Source organism: Clostridium sp. SGI.024, from assembly GCF_050315195.1.
Classification (GTDB): Bacteria; Bacillota; Clostridia; order Clostridiales; family Clostridiaceae; genus Clostridium.
Genome location: NZ_JBNPON010000011.1, coordinates 1 through 14,932 on the forward strand (window position 1 = coordinate 1; position 14,932 = coordinate 14,932).

The 14,932-nt window shown below is 38.1% G+C and carries 13 protein-coding genes; 5 read left to right on the forward strand and 8 right to left on the reverse strand.

The genetic code is table 11. The annotated features are described in order from the left end of the window. Positions 1-322: 322 nt before the first annotated feature. From pfkA to ACQRD5_RS05420, 5 genes are all read left to right on the forward strand, one after another. A complete protein-coding gene (gene pfkA, locus ACQRD5_RS05400; protein ID WP_291628345.1) occupies positions 323-1,282 on the forward strand; it encodes a 6-phosphofructokinase in 960 nt (319 codons plus the stop codon). Between the two features lie 95 nt (positions 1,283-1,377). Continuing rightward, positions 1,378-2,796 (forward strand): pyruvate kinase, encoded by a 1,419-nt coding sequence (gene pyk, locus ACQRD5_RS05405; RefSeq protein ID WP_291628341.1) that lies wholly within the window; start codon positions 1,378-1,380, stop codon positions 2,794-2,796. Positions 2,797-3,264: 468 nt separating this feature from the next. Next, positions 3,265-4,635: a 23S rRNA (uracil(1939)-C(5))-methyltransferase RlmD gene (rlmD, locus tag ACQRD5_RS05410; protein ID WP_427746547.1), complete on the forward strand. Its 1,371-nt coding sequence runs from the start codon at positions 3,265-3,267 to the stop codon at positions 4,633-4,635. A 270-nt stretch (positions 4,636-4,905) separates the two neighbouring features. Next, on the forward strand, positions 4,906-5,775 hold the full coding sequence (locus tag ACQRD5_RS05415; RefSeq protein ID WP_427746548.1) for a hypothetical protein: 870 nt from the start codon (positions 4,906-4,908) through the stop codon (positions 5,773-5,775). Between the two features lie 51 nt (positions 5,776-5,826). Next, positions 5,827-7,122 carry a hypothetical protein gene (locus ACQRD5_RS05420; RefSeq protein ID WP_427746549.1) on the forward strand — a complete coding sequence of 432 codons (1,296 nt, stop codon included), beginning with the start codon at positions 5,827-5,829 and terminating at the stop codon, positions 7,120-7,122. Between the two features lie 53 nt (positions 7,123-7,175). On the opposite strand, the gene ACQRD5_RS05425 is transcribed toward ACQRD5_RS05420, so the two are convergent. The 8 genes from ACQRD5_RS05425 to ACQRD5_RS05460 form a co-directional block, all read right to left on the reverse strand. Continuing rightward, entirely contained in the window at positions 7,176-8,741 is a 1,566-nt protein-coding gene (locus tag ACQRD5_RS05425) for a recombinase family protein (protein WP_427746550.1), read from the reverse strand. Then, a complete protein-coding gene (locus ACQRD5_RS05430) occupies positions 8,741-9,157 on the reverse strand; it encodes an integrase (RefSeq protein ID WP_427746551.1) in 417 nt (138 codons plus the stop codon). Before ACQRD5_RS05430 ends, ACQRD5_RS05425 begins: the two co-directional genes overlap by 1 nt. Then, positions 9,157-10,716, reverse strand: a complete 1,560-nt coding sequence (locus tag ACQRD5_RS05435) for a recombinase family protein (protein WP_427746552.1) — start codon at positions 10,714-10,716, stop codon at positions 9,157-9,159. The genes ACQRD5_RS05430 and ACQRD5_RS05435 overlap by 1 nt, the downstream gene beginning before the upstream one ends. A 54-nt stretch (positions 10,717-10,770) precedes the next feature. Next, positions 10,771-11,016 carry an SHOCT domain-containing protein gene (locus ACQRD5_RS05440; RefSeq protein ID WP_427746553.1) on the reverse strand — a complete coding sequence of 82 codons (246 nt, stop codon included), beginning with the start codon at positions 11,014-11,016 and terminating at the stop codon, positions 10,771-10,773. 120 nt (positions 11,017-11,136) lie between these two features. Continuing rightward, entirely contained in the window at positions 11,137-12,006 is an 870-nt protein-coding gene (locus ACQRD5_RS05445; RefSeq protein ID WP_427746554.1) for an N-acetylmuramoyl-L-alanine amidase, read from the reverse strand. Between the two features lie 3 nt (positions 12,007-12,009). Further along, entirely contained in the window at positions 12,010-12,423 is a 414-nt protein-coding gene (locus ACQRD5_RS05450; RefSeq protein WP_427746555.1) for a phage holin family protein, read from the reverse strand. A gap of 72 nt (positions 12,424-12,495) precedes the next feature. Continuing rightward, complete coding sequence (locus tag ACQRD5_RS05455) at positions 12,496-14,352, reverse strand: DUF859 family phage minor structural protein (RefSeq protein ID WP_427746556.1); 1,857 nt, start codon at positions 14,350-14,352, stop codon at positions 12,496-12,498. A gap of 13 nt (positions 14,353-14,365) precedes the next feature. Beyond that, entirely contained in the window at positions 14,366-14,923 is a 558-nt protein-coding gene (locus tag ACQRD5_RS05460) for a hypothetical protein (protein ID WP_427746557.1), read from the reverse strand. Between the last annotated feature and the right edge of the window lie 9 nt (positions 14,924-14,932).

Here is a 14,932-nt window from a genome sequence, read left to right on the forward strand (position 1 = left end):
TAATGTTAATATAAACTAATAAAATATATAAATAATAATTTTATATATAATAAATAAGAAAATATTATTATTTCATATATAAATGGAGTTAATTTAGGTTATAATATATCATGTAAAGAATAAAAAAAAGTCGATAAAAATCAATTATTGTATTTATTTTAGTTGCATAAACTTAATTAAGCAAGTAAAATAAATAAGATGATAAAAAATAGTAAAAACTTATTAATGTGGTAAAAATAAAATTATTATAGTAAATAAAAAATGTATAATTCCACATAAAGTGGGACAACCCTTGTCCCGGTGGTGTTAAGGAGGAAACAACATGAAAAAAATAGCTATTTTAACTAGTGGTGGAGATGCTCCAGGAATGAATGCAGCAATAAGAGCTGTTGTAAGAACTGCTTTACATCATGGTATTGAGGTAATGGGTGTTCAAAGAGGTTATAGTGGTTTAATTAATGGAGAATTATTCCCAATGGATAGATCATCAGTTTCTGATATAATCCATAGAGGAGGAACTATACTAAGAACAGCTAGATGCCTTGAATTTAAAAAAGAAGAAGTTAGAGTTAGAGCTACTAAGATATTAAAAGCTTATGGTGTTGATGCATTAGTAGTAATTGGTGGAGATGGATCATTTACAGGAGCTAAGCTTTTATCAAAGCTAGGTGTTAAAACTGTAGGATTACCTGGAACTATAGATAATGATTTAACTTACACTGATTTTACAATTGGATTTGACACAGCTTTAAATACAGTTATAGATGCAATAGATAAAATAAGAGATACTTCTACTTCTCATGAAAGAGTATCAATAGTTGAAGTAATGGGAAGAGATTGTGGAGATTTAGCTTTATATGCAGGAATAGCAGGTGGAGCTGAATATATAATTACACCAGAAAAAGGTTTTGATAAAGATGAACTTTGCAGAGTAATATTAGAAGGAAAACAAAATGGAAAGATCCATAACTTAGTATTACTTGCTGAAGGTGTTGGAGGAGCACAAGAATTAGCAAAATATGTTGAAGGTGTTACAGGAATTGAAACTAGAGCAACAGTATTAGGCCATATTCAAAGAGGTGGTAGCCCAACAGTTACAGATAGAGTATTAGCTTCTAGAATGGGATCTAGAGCAGTTGAAGTTCTTATGGAAGGAAAAACTTCAAGAGTAATAGGTATAAAAAATAATGAGATAATTGATCAAGATATAGATGAAGCTTTAGCTTTAGAAAGAAAGTTTGATGAAAAATTATTTGATATAGCAAATGAAATCTCATCTTAGAATATAGAGACTTGATTTTTTACTCAAATATAAATATAAATTATTTAACGTTGACCCAAAAATTATTATATACTTAATTAAAGGAGTGTTATTAAATGAGAAAAACTAAGATGATTTGTACTATAGGACCAGCTAGTGAAAACCCAGAAATATTATCACAAATAATTGAAGCTGGAATGAATGCTTCAAGACACAACTTTTCACATGGTGATCATGCAGAACATGCAGGTAGAATAAACTTAGTAAAAGATTTAGCTAAAAAGTACAACAAAGAAATAGCTATAATGCTAGATACTAAAGGACCAGAAATTAGAACAGGAAAGTTTGAACCTAAAAAAGTTGAATTAAAATCAGGTGATGATTTTGTAATATATGCAGGTGGAGATGTTGTAGGAGATACAACTAAATGTTCAGTAACTTATGAAGGATTAGCAAATGATGTTAAACCTGGAGATACTATATTAATAGATGATGGTTTAGTTGGATTAAAAGTTGAATCAATTGAAGGTAATAAAATAAATTGTAAAGTTATGAATACAGGTTTTGTAGGAACTCATAAAGGAGTTAACGTTCCTGGAGTTTCAATTAAGTTACCTGCTTTAACAGAAAAAGATATAGCAGACTTAAAGTTTGGATGTGAAATAGGAGTTAACCTAGTTGCAGCATCATTTATAAGAAAGGCTGCTGACGTTGAAGCTATAAGAAAAGTTTTAGTTGAAAATGGTGGAGAGCACATTCAAATATTCTCAAAGATAGAAAACCAAGAAGGTGTTGATAATATAGAGGCTATATTAGAAGCTTCAGATGGTATAATGGTTGCTAGAGGAGACCTAGGTGTTGAAATACCAATGGAAAAACTTCCAGCAGTTCAAAAAATGATAATAGAAAAATGTAATAATGCAGGAAAACCAGTTATAACTGCTACTCAAATGTTAGATTCTATGATAAGAAATCCAAGACCAACAAGAGCAGAAGTATCAGACGTAGCAAATGCTATATATGATGGAACTGATGCAATAATGCTATCAGGAGAATCAGCAAATGGAGACTGGCCAGTAGAAGCAGTTAAAACTATGGCTAAAATAGCAAAAGAAGCTGAAAAACAATTAAATTATGAAATATCTACATCAAAAGCAAAGAGACATATACCTGCTATAGCAGGAGTTATTTCAAGAGCTGCTGCAAATGCTGCTTACGAATTAAAAGCTTCAGCAATAATTTCATCAACACAAAGTGGAGCTACTGCAGGAAGATTATCTCAATGCAGACCAGATTGCCCAATAGTTGCTGTTACTCCAGATGAAAGAGTAGCTAAGAAGTTAGCATTATACTTTGGAGTTTATCCAGTTGTTTCAGGAAAAATGGAATCAACAGATCATATGATGGAAGAATCAGTAAAGGTTGCAGAAGCTAATGGATTTGTTAAAAAGGGAGATACAGTAGTAATTGCTGCAGGTGTTCCAGTAGATAAGATCGGTGCAACAAACTTATTAAAGATAAGTGTAGTAGAATAACTAGTAGTTAATAAGTAAAAAGTAAGAAGTAAGAGTTAATAGTTAAAATTTAGATAATTGTGGTGCTAATTGATTAGCACCACAATTTTATTTTTTTAATAGGTATAAAATTTTAAGGTTATTAATTTAAAGAAATTATATATATTTTTTAAAGTAAAAATAGATAATTGAAAATTATTATCAAATAAACAAAAGAAAATAATAATATTGTTATAAATTAGTATAAAATTAGTATAAAAATAATATTAAAATAGATAATTAACAAAATGTTCATAATTATATTGATATAAGTTAAGTTATAATGTATATTATTAATTAAATAATGTAATAATATTATTATGGAATTAAATGGCAACTAATTCTGGGGTTGGGCATCATATGATGCCTTTTTTTTTATGTTTTTTTATGATATTATAAGATGAAACTTTAGAAATCATTAAACTTACAAGGTTTTAAGAGGTGGATAATTTGGTTGAAAAGAACAATGAATATATATTAGATATAATAAGTGTAGGTTATGAAGGTGAAGGAATAGCTAAGATTGATGGATATCCTATATTTATAGAAGGTGCTATTTTAGGAGAAAAAGTAAAAGCTTTAATAGTTAAGGTTAAGAAAAATTATGCTTATGGAAAACTATTAGAAGTAATAGAATCTTCTTCTGAAAGAGTGGAGCCTAAATGTAAGGTTTATAAAAGGTGTGGTGGATGTACAGTTCAGCATATGAATTATAAAAAACAATTAGATTATAAATTCGAAAGAGTAAAAGACTGTATATCAAAAATAGGTGGATTAGATAGCGCTTTGGTACAATATCCAATAGGTATGGAAAATCCAGAAAGATATAGAAACAAGGTCCAATTACCTGTAGGTATGGTAAAAGGAGAATTAAGTATAGGATTTTATGCACCAAGAAGTCATAATATAATAAATCTAGATACTTGTTTAATTCAAGATAAGATTGCTGATAAGGTTTCTAAGCTTACAAGAGAGTGGATGATAAAATATAATATATCAGCAGCAAGTATTGATGGAGTATTTAATAAAAATGGACTGATAAGACATGTAATGATACGTAAGGGATTTACTACTAATGAAGTTATGGTAGTTTTAGTATCAACAAGGGAAAAAGTTGATCATATAGATAAGTTTATAAATAGTATAAAAGATAATATAGAAGGTATAAAGAGTATTATCTTAAATGTGAATAAGGAAAATACTAATGTTATTTTAGGACAAAAGTGTATTACTTTATGGGGAGAAGATACAATAACAGACTACATAGATACTTTTAAATTTAATATATCTCCACTTTCATTTTTCCAAGTAAACCCTGTACAAACAGAAAATTTATATTCAAAAGCTTTAGAGTATGCAGAGTTAACAGGTGAAGAAACTGTTTTTGATGCTTATTGTGGAACTGGAACAATAACACTTTTCCTTTCTCAAAAGGCAAAGAAAGTTTATGGTGTTGAAATTATAGAGCCAGCTATTATTAATGCAAGAGAAAATGCAAGAATTAATAATATAGATAATGCAGAATTTTTTGTAGGTAAATCAGAAGAAGTAATACCACAATTAATAGAAAAGGGAATAGAACCAGATGTGATTGTTGTAGACCCACCGAGAAAAGGTTGTGATATTAAACTTCTAGATTCCATAGAAAAAGCAAAACCTAAAAGAATAGTTTATGTTTCATGTGATCCGAGTACTTTAGCAAGAGATTTAAGAATATTGGAAGAAAAGGGATATAAAACAGAGATTGTTCAGCCTGTAGATATGTTTCCTCATACAAGTCATGTGGAGACGGTCTGCTTGATGTCTAGAAAAGAGAAATAAATAGCGAAAAGTAGCGTATTTACGGGCTTTTTTGAGATTAAGCAATAGCTCATGAAAGTCCGTATTTCTTATATTGAAACATACCTACTGTAAAAACGGTCAGAGGGTTTAGGCTGCGGATTAGATGTCGTGGGTTGTGGCACTAGGATAGATGTTATCTAGGGTGCAAACTCAATTTGAGTGAGTGATTTAGATGTTGTCTAATCCGGCAACTCGACTGTTGGCAATATAGCAGGCAGTGGATTAGATGTTATGGAAGGAGGAGTTTACGTGGGTCAAATATTTGATTTTAGTGAAATTGAAAAGAGTGAGAAGACAATAAGGAAAACTTGGTCAGAATTTCGAGATGCTTTAGCAAATGGCATGTTTACCTATGATGAAATTGAAAAAGCAAAAGGTTACACTTTTTTGAAGGTCTACGATGATTTGTTTCATCAACATTCAGGAATTGAACATAAAACGATAAAAGTCAAAGACCTGAATGGTTTGTTGGTTGGTAGAGGCACTATATTAGGTGAAAAAGAAGCTCCTGATTATGAACGCTTTATCCCTAAAAAGGAGTTCATTAAAAAGGATAATAGATTCAGTCCTCCGGGAGTTGAATGGCTTTATTTAGCACTTGGGAATGAAGTTGATATCCATGAATGTTCGCAGGCAGAATGTAGAGCAAAAGAAGGAGATAGATTTGGGTTTTGCCATTTTTCTTTTGATGATAGCTCCTTAGAGTTAAAGCTAGTAGACTTAACAATTGCTGATGATATTTCATACGAGGAACTGAATTCTCGATTAGAGGAATATGGGCAAAAGCAAGTGAAAAAAGGGATAAAGGCCGCTAAGGCTCTAGGGTTTGTACCAAGGCATACTGTAAACGTGGATGAGTTTAAAAGGCTTTTTACAGAATGGGGCGTTTATACACATACCAAGTTGCTTTCGGAGCAGATATTTGAACCTTTAAGTGATACAGATGATAAAACATTAATGTATGCTCCGTTTCAGACAATGGCGCAGTATTATATTTCTCTTGGGTATTCCGGAATCATATATGGAAGTACTGTGTCGAGTGTAGGAAGAAATATTGTATTGTTTGATAAAAATGTGGCATATCCAATTGGTGCAATCGAAGATTATACTTTGAAGTAATTCGCGAAAATTACAAAGCCTATTATAGAAACAATAGGAGGTTCAAAATACATGGAATACATAGGAATAGGTATTGTCATAGCTGTAGCAATAGCAGCAGGCATTATCATCTATACAAAATTTAAGAAGTGTGACTCTATTTCATCAAACGATTTAGTACCGGGGACGTCAAAAGCTATAAGCGGAAAAGATGAGCTTGCTGAGATTCATCAGGAAAATGAACTTATTATTCAGATGGAGATGCTCCCAGTTGAAGCTATTGATGATGAAACTAAGCTGGTAGAAATTACAGATAGCAAAGTTCTGGCTCATGTTAATAATCTGGTTCCGGGACTAGCTCAGGCCGGGAATGCAGTCAATAATGCTGCGCAGGCTGTTCAAGCAGCGAATGGCGAAGTGTTATATCGTGCGGTTATTCCTGCTGGCGCCAAACTAACAAATTCTAAAGCAATGGAAGGTGCTGTTCGCGGTATCTATCATGGTGCTGATGGAATTAAAGGTCATGCCAATCTTGTGGCTGTAGAAGCACAAAAAGGAACTGCGGTTGTTGCAAATACTGCAGCAGCGGCAATGGGCGTTGCGTCAATGGTTGTTGGCCAGTATTACATGACTCAGATAAATGCTGAGCTGAGTGAAATCAGTGATGGTATTTCTCAGATACAGGATTTTCAGGATAATGAGTATCGCAGTAGAGTGTTTTCACTCGTGGCTCATGTAAAGAAGATTGCTGATTTTCAAACTGAGATTTTAGAAAATGATGAGTTGCGTCTTTCGAAGATTGCTCAGCTTGATAGTTTGGAAGAAGAATGTACACAGCTTCTTGGACAAGCCAATCTTACACTCGCAGGTTTCGCAAAGAAAACTGGTCTGGATTATGAAGCTTATGAGAAGGCATTAGGTAATGCACAGAACTGGTTTATGTATCAGAAGTCATTATTAGATGTACTTTACAAAATATCTGACCTGAGATATACATTACACTTGGGTGCTGTATCAAGAGAACAGTGCGTTGCGTTATTACCAACCTACACAAAGCAAGTACGTGATACGCAAGAACGACTTACAGCATGGCATGATGGAACAACTCAGCGCCTAGGCATCGAAACTGATGAAATTAGAAGAAAAAGAGCTGGATTTGATAGCGTGATTCATTTCATACCCGGACTGTTTAACGATGATTTCAATTTCCGTTCAATAGAAAAGAAAACAGCAAAAATGATTGCCGCGCAGGCATCAGGTCATGATTCATTACATGTTGTAGATACATCAGAGCTATATGCAGAAGATGTTCAACTAATTTCAAAAGATGGAAAGATTTATTATCTTCCTGAAAGTAAAGAAGAATAAATAAAAACAACCCTCTCAACCATCATGGCTGGGAGGGTTTCGTGCGTTTATGCTTATCTTTCTACATCGACCTTGAGGCCTGATTTTAATTCAACGGTGCAGTGTGTTGGCCAGATTATGATTTGCTTCAGCCAGCGTTTAACAAGGGCCTCATCAAACACTGTAAGGTTGGAAGACTGGTCTTTGATGAAATCCTGCAATTCCGTGATGCGCTGTAGCTGTTCATCACGCTGCACGGTATCCATTGAAGCTTGCTGGCGTTTTTCTCTGAGCGCGAAAATCTGGTCGGCAATCTCATCGTAGGCTTCTTTGTTATTAGCCTTTTTAACAAGCTCCTGCTGAAGTTCCATAAGCTTCTTATCAATTCCATCCGTGGTGATTGCAGCAGAAGCCCTGATGACCGATGTGATATTTTGCTGTAGCTGTTTCTGGTATTTGGATTTATCTCCAAGCAGCTCATTCAAGGCAGTTAGTACGATTTCCTGCAGGTCAAGCTCGTTGATGGTTCTGGCGTGGCATTCAAGGCCAGTAGGTTCTAGCTTGCTAATGCAGCGCCAGACGATGGACTTGCAGCCGCGATTGTTCCAATGAATTCTTCTGAACATCTCACCGCAGTCGCCACAAATGATAATCTGTGAGAAGCAGTGGTTGCAACTGTAGCTTCGTTTCTTTCCATTGGCGCTGGTCTTAACCACTCGTCTGCGTACCAATTCTTCCTGCACACGCATGTAAATCTCTCTAGGGATAATCGCTTCGTGGCTGCCTTCAACATAATACTGCGGAACGATTCCGGTGTTCTTAACTCTGGTCTTGTTAAGAAAATCGGTGGTGTAAGTCTTTTGAAGAAGGGCGTCGCCGATGTATTTTTCATTGCGGAGAATCTTGTTGATGGTGCTTGTATGCCATCGAGGTTTACCTGCGCCGGTAAGAATACCATCCGCTTCAAGGCCTGCTGCTATCTTATCCATACTGTAGCCTTCAAGGTACTCTCGGTAGATGCGCTTTACAACTTCAGCCTGTTCAGGGTCAATGACAAGGTTGCCATCTTCATCTTTGGTGTAGCCAAGGAAGCGGTTGTGGTTTACCTGCACTTGACCATTCTGGTAGCGGAACTGAAGACCAAGCTTTACGTTCTGGCTTAAGGACTGTGATTCTTGCTGGGCCAGTGAAGCCATAATTGTAAGAAGAACTTCACCCTTGGCATCCATTGTATTGATTGCTTCCTTTTCAAAGAATACCGGGATGTTCTTTTCCTTAAGCTGCCTGATGTATTTCAAGCAGTCTAAAGTGTTTCTGGCAAATCGGCTGATTGATTTTGTGATAATCATATCGATGGTGCCAGCTTCGCAATCTTCAATCATGCGGTTGAATTCTTCTCTATTCTTTGTGTTGGTACCGGAAATACCATCATCAGCGTATATTCCGGCAAATTCCCATTCAGGGTTCTTCTTAATATATTCTGTATAGTGCTCAACCTGAGCTTCATAACTTGTAGCCTGCTCATCGCTGTCAGTACTAACTCTACAGTACGCCGCGACTCGGAGCTTAGGCTTTGCATCCTGCTTACGACCGGTATTACCGATTTGTCGTTTGGCAGGAATGACCATTACATTTCCCATCAAATAACCTCGCTTTCTATAAGGCTGTATAAGTACTCAGCCTGTTTTACTGGATTGTCAAAATACTCTGTGATATCGCCGAAGCGGAAGAGTATCGGAGCCTTCTTCTCAGGTATTTCTTTGAATCTATCGTTGCGACCAAGTTTAGCTGACCTGCGCCTGATTTCTCTACCTGCAGCAATGAAGGTTTCCTTATCGATGATGGCTGGATAAAAGTCATCACCGAGATAATGCTTGTTTTGCATAATTCGCTTGGAACCAGCATGCAGTGCATTGATTCCAGCTTCCTTAGCAGCATTCGTAAGTGAAAGACCGCCAAGGTAATTCTTGTATAGCTGTCGCACCTTAGCTGCAGCTTCTTCATCGATAACTGCGATGCCATTCTCGATGCGATAGCCAAGTGGCGTATGTCCCATCAAATCATCTCCTTAAAAGTAAGACCACACTTCATGACAAATCCGACTTCATGTCTGGAATACACCTGAATGTGGTTTACAAATCTCTCAAATAAATCTTCGCTGTATTCTTCAAGCATTGACCCACGCTCTGCAAAGTGGAGTAGACGTTCTGTTTCAAAGAACCTTGAGCTGTCACCGCTCATGGTGGCATTGATAACTTCAATGTCCTCCCTGTAGGTGTTGGCCTGTGAAAGAAGGGCGTTTGTTTCGCTGTTATACAAAACTTGGTCGATATAGCCCTGCGCCATCAATCTGGTTAAGGTTTCTCGCTGTTCTGTGTTCTGTTCCAAAAGGCGCTCTAAGTGCTGAATTCTGACAAGACTCTCATCGCCGGAATTGTTCTGAAGTGCAGCAGCATAAGGTTTCAAGACTAGCTTGTGGCTGTAGATTAGTTTGTTAAGAACGGTAACGAATGCTACCTTCAAATCGTCATCCCTGAGAAACATCATGGAGCATTTATCTTTATCTGCCAGATGGGTGTTGCAGCACCATGCTACGTATTTGCCGTAGGTGCTGGAGTGTATTCTTCTTCTAAAAGTATCACCGCACTCGTTGCAGATGATTTTTCCGGAGAATGCATAGCGCTGTTGGTATATTTTGCTTTCACGCTTGATGCCTTTTTCGGCAGCTCGCTGTGATATCAAAAGTCCTGCGGCTTCAAAATCCTCTTTACTGATAATCGCTTCATGGTGGTCAGCTACGTAATACATATCAAGCTCACCTTTGTTTGTATGTCTGTTGAAGGAGTCATCAGTATAGGTTTTCTGGAAAATAACATCGCCGGTGTATTTCTCGTTAGCAAGAATGCCTCTGACACTGGTTGATGTCCATTTGCCACCACGTTTGGTTGGAACACCCTCATCATCAAGCTCTTTAGCGATGGCATCGGTTCCTTTACCGGAAAGAACATCGGCGAAGATGCGTTTTACAACTTCAGCCTGTTCAGGAACAATGCGAAGTGTACCTCCATCCCAGCGGTATCCGTAAGGTGCATAACTGAGTTTGTAGGTTCCATTCTGGAATCGCTTTTTAATTGACCACTTGCTATTTTCGGCAATTGATGTGGATTCACCCTCGGCCATTGAACTTAGGATTGTAAGGAACAGTTCGCTTTCCATTGAGCCGGTGTTGATATTTTCTTTTTCAAAGTAGATTGGAACATCCAGTTCCTGCAGCTTTCTTACCAGTTCCAAGCAGTCGGTTGTATTTCTTGAGAATCTGCTGATGGACTTGGTGATAACAAAGTCTATCTTCTTTGCAGCGCAATCCTGCATCAGGCGCATAAGCTCTGGACGTTTATCCTTTTTGGTGCCGGTGATACCTTCATCAAAATATAGACCAGCGAACTGCCAGTCATCACGAGAAGTAATGTAGCTTTCGTAGTGGGCCTTTTGTGTTTCTAAGCTTTCAAGCTGTGAATCATTGCTGGTGGAAACACGACAATAAGCAGCTACGCGAAGCTTCTGTTTTTTGCTAGTTACATTCTGTACTTTATCGATTTTTGTAACCTTCTTCACGGTAGTTCACCTCCCTTCGTCAGTGTATATACATCACTCTAAAAGCTGTATTTATCAAGTTATTTCCGGCATTATTTCTACATATAGCGGAGAGAATGTTTGGCGGTTAAGGAGCGTTAATTTGTTGAATTCCAACAAGGAAATAAGTCCAGAATCCAGCATTGATTTTGCGACTTCCTGTGCTCTGAAATAATCATAATCACGCTGCAATTCAATATCTGTAAGTGGAGTAGGCTCCAGTTTTAAGTGAGATGCAATGTCTGTAGTTTTTAGAACAGACTTGTTTTCAGTTTGATTCATAATATCCTCCAATCTGAAAGCTATGCCTTCACTTTCCCACTGGAGATAAGCGACGATTTTGAGCGGAGAAAAGACAATAAAAAATGCCCATCAGAGCACGAAACTCCAATGGGCATCAAATTACTTCAATAATTCATTTACTTTATTCTGTACAGCGGTGTAATCATAACCGGCAGCGGTAAGACGGTTCTTTCTATCCTGACCGTTACCCCATTTGCCTGCAATAACTTCCTTGGCAAGTTCTAATACAGTCTTCTTTGCTGCAGTATTTTTACCGACATATACTACAGTTCCTTTTTCATCGAATACGCTGTAGCCAGCATTATCGTCAGCGCACTTCTTAGCATTGCTTAATTCCTTGAAGGCACCTTTCTGGGTCTTGCTGTCAGACCAAGTCTTACGTACACGATATAAAGCGGAAGTAGTAGATTCTGGTGCAGTGGTAGTTCCTGCAAGCTGAGCAGTAACCTTTGCTGCTAAGTCACCAAGTCTAGCATAAAGCCAGTTACCCGGACAGGACTTGTTGGCAAACCATCTATGTACAGTGATTACAATCTCATCAGACTTAGGATTGTAGTTAAGAGTCTTGTCCTTATCACCAAGCCAGATAAGCTTCTTCTTACCATTACGCTTGCAGATGTCAACGCAAAGCTTGATAAGAGCATCATAAACCTTGCTGTTCATAGCGTAAGGTTCAGTGGTGTCGCTGGCGCATTCAATAGTAATTGCTCTTTGGTCGTTTGCATTGCTGGAAGAGCACCAAGAGCGGTTCTTTTCTTCAACGTACATACCGATTCTGCCATCAGAGCCAATACCATACTGGCAGCTGGCTTGTCTTGAAGTAGGGTAGAAAATGCTACCTAATGTTTCAACGCTGCATTGACCAACAACACAGTGTGGTGTGATGCGGTCAATGGAATTAGTTCTCTGTCCGGAATGGTTCGGACTAAGTTTGGTATAGGATACCAATGAGCTGTTTGTGTAAGCCATGTTTTATTCCTCCTTGCTTTCTGAGCGGTCGTGAAGCTGTTCTAAAACGACCTTGATTTTTTCTGGTACCGGAAGTCCAAGATGAGCTGCATTTTCAAGAAGAGAAACGCCTTCATTGGAGATGTAGAAGAAGATGACTGCAGTGCGAAGCACACCGCCTGAGCCGATAACATTTACATCAAGAATGTGGGCAATTCCAACAAGCAAGAAAATAAGCACCTTGCGACAGATGCCTTTGAAGCCGACTTCGCTGGAAAGTGTTCTGTCACTGATTGCGCACATGACACCAGTGATATAGTCGATTACAACAAAGGCAATAAGTGCATAAAGCAGTCCGTCCCAGCCGCCAAGAAAGTAGCCAAGCCAGCCGCCAATGCCTGTGAAGATGAGCTGGATTGTGTTCCAAAATTCCTTCATGTTTGAGTCCTCCATTTCTGTAAATTGGTATGAAAAAAGCACCTCCGAAGAGATGCTTGATTCCAAATTGATTTATGCGGTACGTTTCCACATGTATACAACAAGGTAAGGTGGCATGTTGTTATGAGCAGAACCACTACCTTTCGCAGAAGTTAAATATGCCCATTCATTTCCTTCTGCAGTGTTTGTTTGATTTATCCACCACATTTCCATAGTGGATGTTTGACCGGTATCTTTAAGAGCTTGGCTAGCAGTAACGCCTTTACCAAATACACCAATAAAGTCAGATTTCATTTCACCGTTATTTGTCATGTTGTTAAAAAATGGCGTATCGTGTGCATGGCTGGGCATTTCAGCAACCGATAATTTATGAGTTGCTGCACCACCAGTTGCTCCTGACGAGTATGTTGAACCAGCACCCAATAAAAATCTGTCTTTTAATTGTGTCCACGAACCGCCGAACAACGTGGCTGGGCTAGTTGAATTCACGCTTAGATAGATGCTGCCAATAGGATAGATATAGTCGATTAGCTTCTTTCCATGCACTTCAAGTTCCCATGAATCCGCTATTTCAAGAGTTTTGTCTTTTTCTGACACTTTACCAATTGCGATGCCTTTTCCACCAGCTTTAAAGTCCATCAAAACTGAGGCGGTTGAAACCATATCGATAATAGTGATAGTAGTGAAGGCATCAGTGATGGTATATTTGACATCATAGGAGCTTTCTGTTGAAATTGCGCCGCCACCAAAAGTGAATGCTGTTCCAGAAGAAAAGCTCTTATTGGCATTAGTCCATGAAGTTGCTGAGGATTTTTTGTAGTACGTTGCACAGGTTATCGTATTTTTACTACTGCATGTAGCGTAGCTAAATGAGATAAGTCCTCGGATATACGTGCCATCATCATTTATGACACCGGCGCTGGTTGCTCTTTGTGATATATAACTTGAAAAGGATGGTGCAGAATATGCAACAACACTTATGCTGACGGTTTTTGCATCGGATACTCGTCCTCTGGAATCTGTAACTTTCGCAGTAAAAGTGATTGTTCCAGAAGCTGCAAGTAAACCCGTTGTAAAGCTGGACGCAGTACTTGAATATCCGCCACCGCTGATTGAGTAGGAAGATATCGTAGAACCATAAGCACCAGCTGCGCCATTGATTTTAACGGTTGCTTTTGATTTGTTTTGAACATAGATGGCCCATGCTGCAGGAACATCACCATCAACACGTGTGGCAGTAACACTTGTCATTGTGGGCTTTACCGAAGTTGGTACTGTCAAGGTCAGCGTACAAGTTTTGGAGCCAATTTTCGTTGAGCCATTATAAGTATCACAAGTGATGGTGCAAGTTCCGGATACAGCATTTGGTATCTGATTTGCAAGTGTAAGAGCAGGAGTCCACGATACGGATGTTGAAGTTGTCTTTGAAACGATAGTTCCTGTGGTGCTTCCAAAGGAATATGTCAAAGTATGCGTAAACGAAGAGGATGCTCTTGTAATCGTAATCGTAGATGCTGAACCCATATTTGCATTGGTTGCGGATACGGTTGATGCTCGTGGAATCGTATCAAGGGTATGTGTACCACTGGCAGTAACGCTGACTGCGTAAGTGTAAACACCTGCTTCAATACTCAAACTAAAAGACTTTGTTCCGTCTGCGTTATGTGTGATTTTAGTTGTACCTGATGCTACAGACGTACCATTGTATAACTGGATTCTTGTATCTGTTGAAGTTGAATAAACGGTTGTTCCGTTAATGACAGCCTTAAAGCCACCAGTCATAACCCAGCCGCTGGCAGAACCTGCACCAGTAATAGACCAAGATAATGTAGACTGATTGTTTTCTACACTTTGACTTGATAATGACCAAGATAATTTCACGGAACGACCGTGACTTTCATTTGTTGTTATGCTTCCGCTTTTAGCCATGAATCATTCCTCCTTAAGATGCAGGGTCTCGCCATTTGATGGAGAGATTGCCATTTGCTCTTGGAATAAAGTCGAACCAGCCTCTGGTCTCTTTTCCAAGAGATAATTTGTTTCGTATTTCTGCATTGGTGATAACCAAACTGTTATTTGAAATAAAAGCGATTTTCTGACCGTTCTCCTTGAAGGCAAGTTCCACATTGGACAGCTCGGCAGTGAAGGCATTACCAACTCTGCCAAGCTCAATAAGGGCACCTTTGAATCGGATATATTCTTCCAGAAGCTCTTGGTTATAAGCTACGTTTCCTTTTATCTCATCAGTAATAGCAGTAAAGTCCATACGGATTTCGCTGCTGTTTTGAGTAATGCTAGACTGGAAATCTTTCTGAATGGTTTCTAACTGAGTCTTTTCAATGTAGGTATCATGAACGGTACTGGTAATTTCATCTGCAGTTTTCGCAATTTCTGAGTAGCAGTCATGCACCTGAATCTTCAGGATTTCTACATCATCTAAAGCATCCTCATAAGCTACCACACTCTGGAAGGTATGCTGGCATGAAGTTAATAGCGCCATTCATTACAC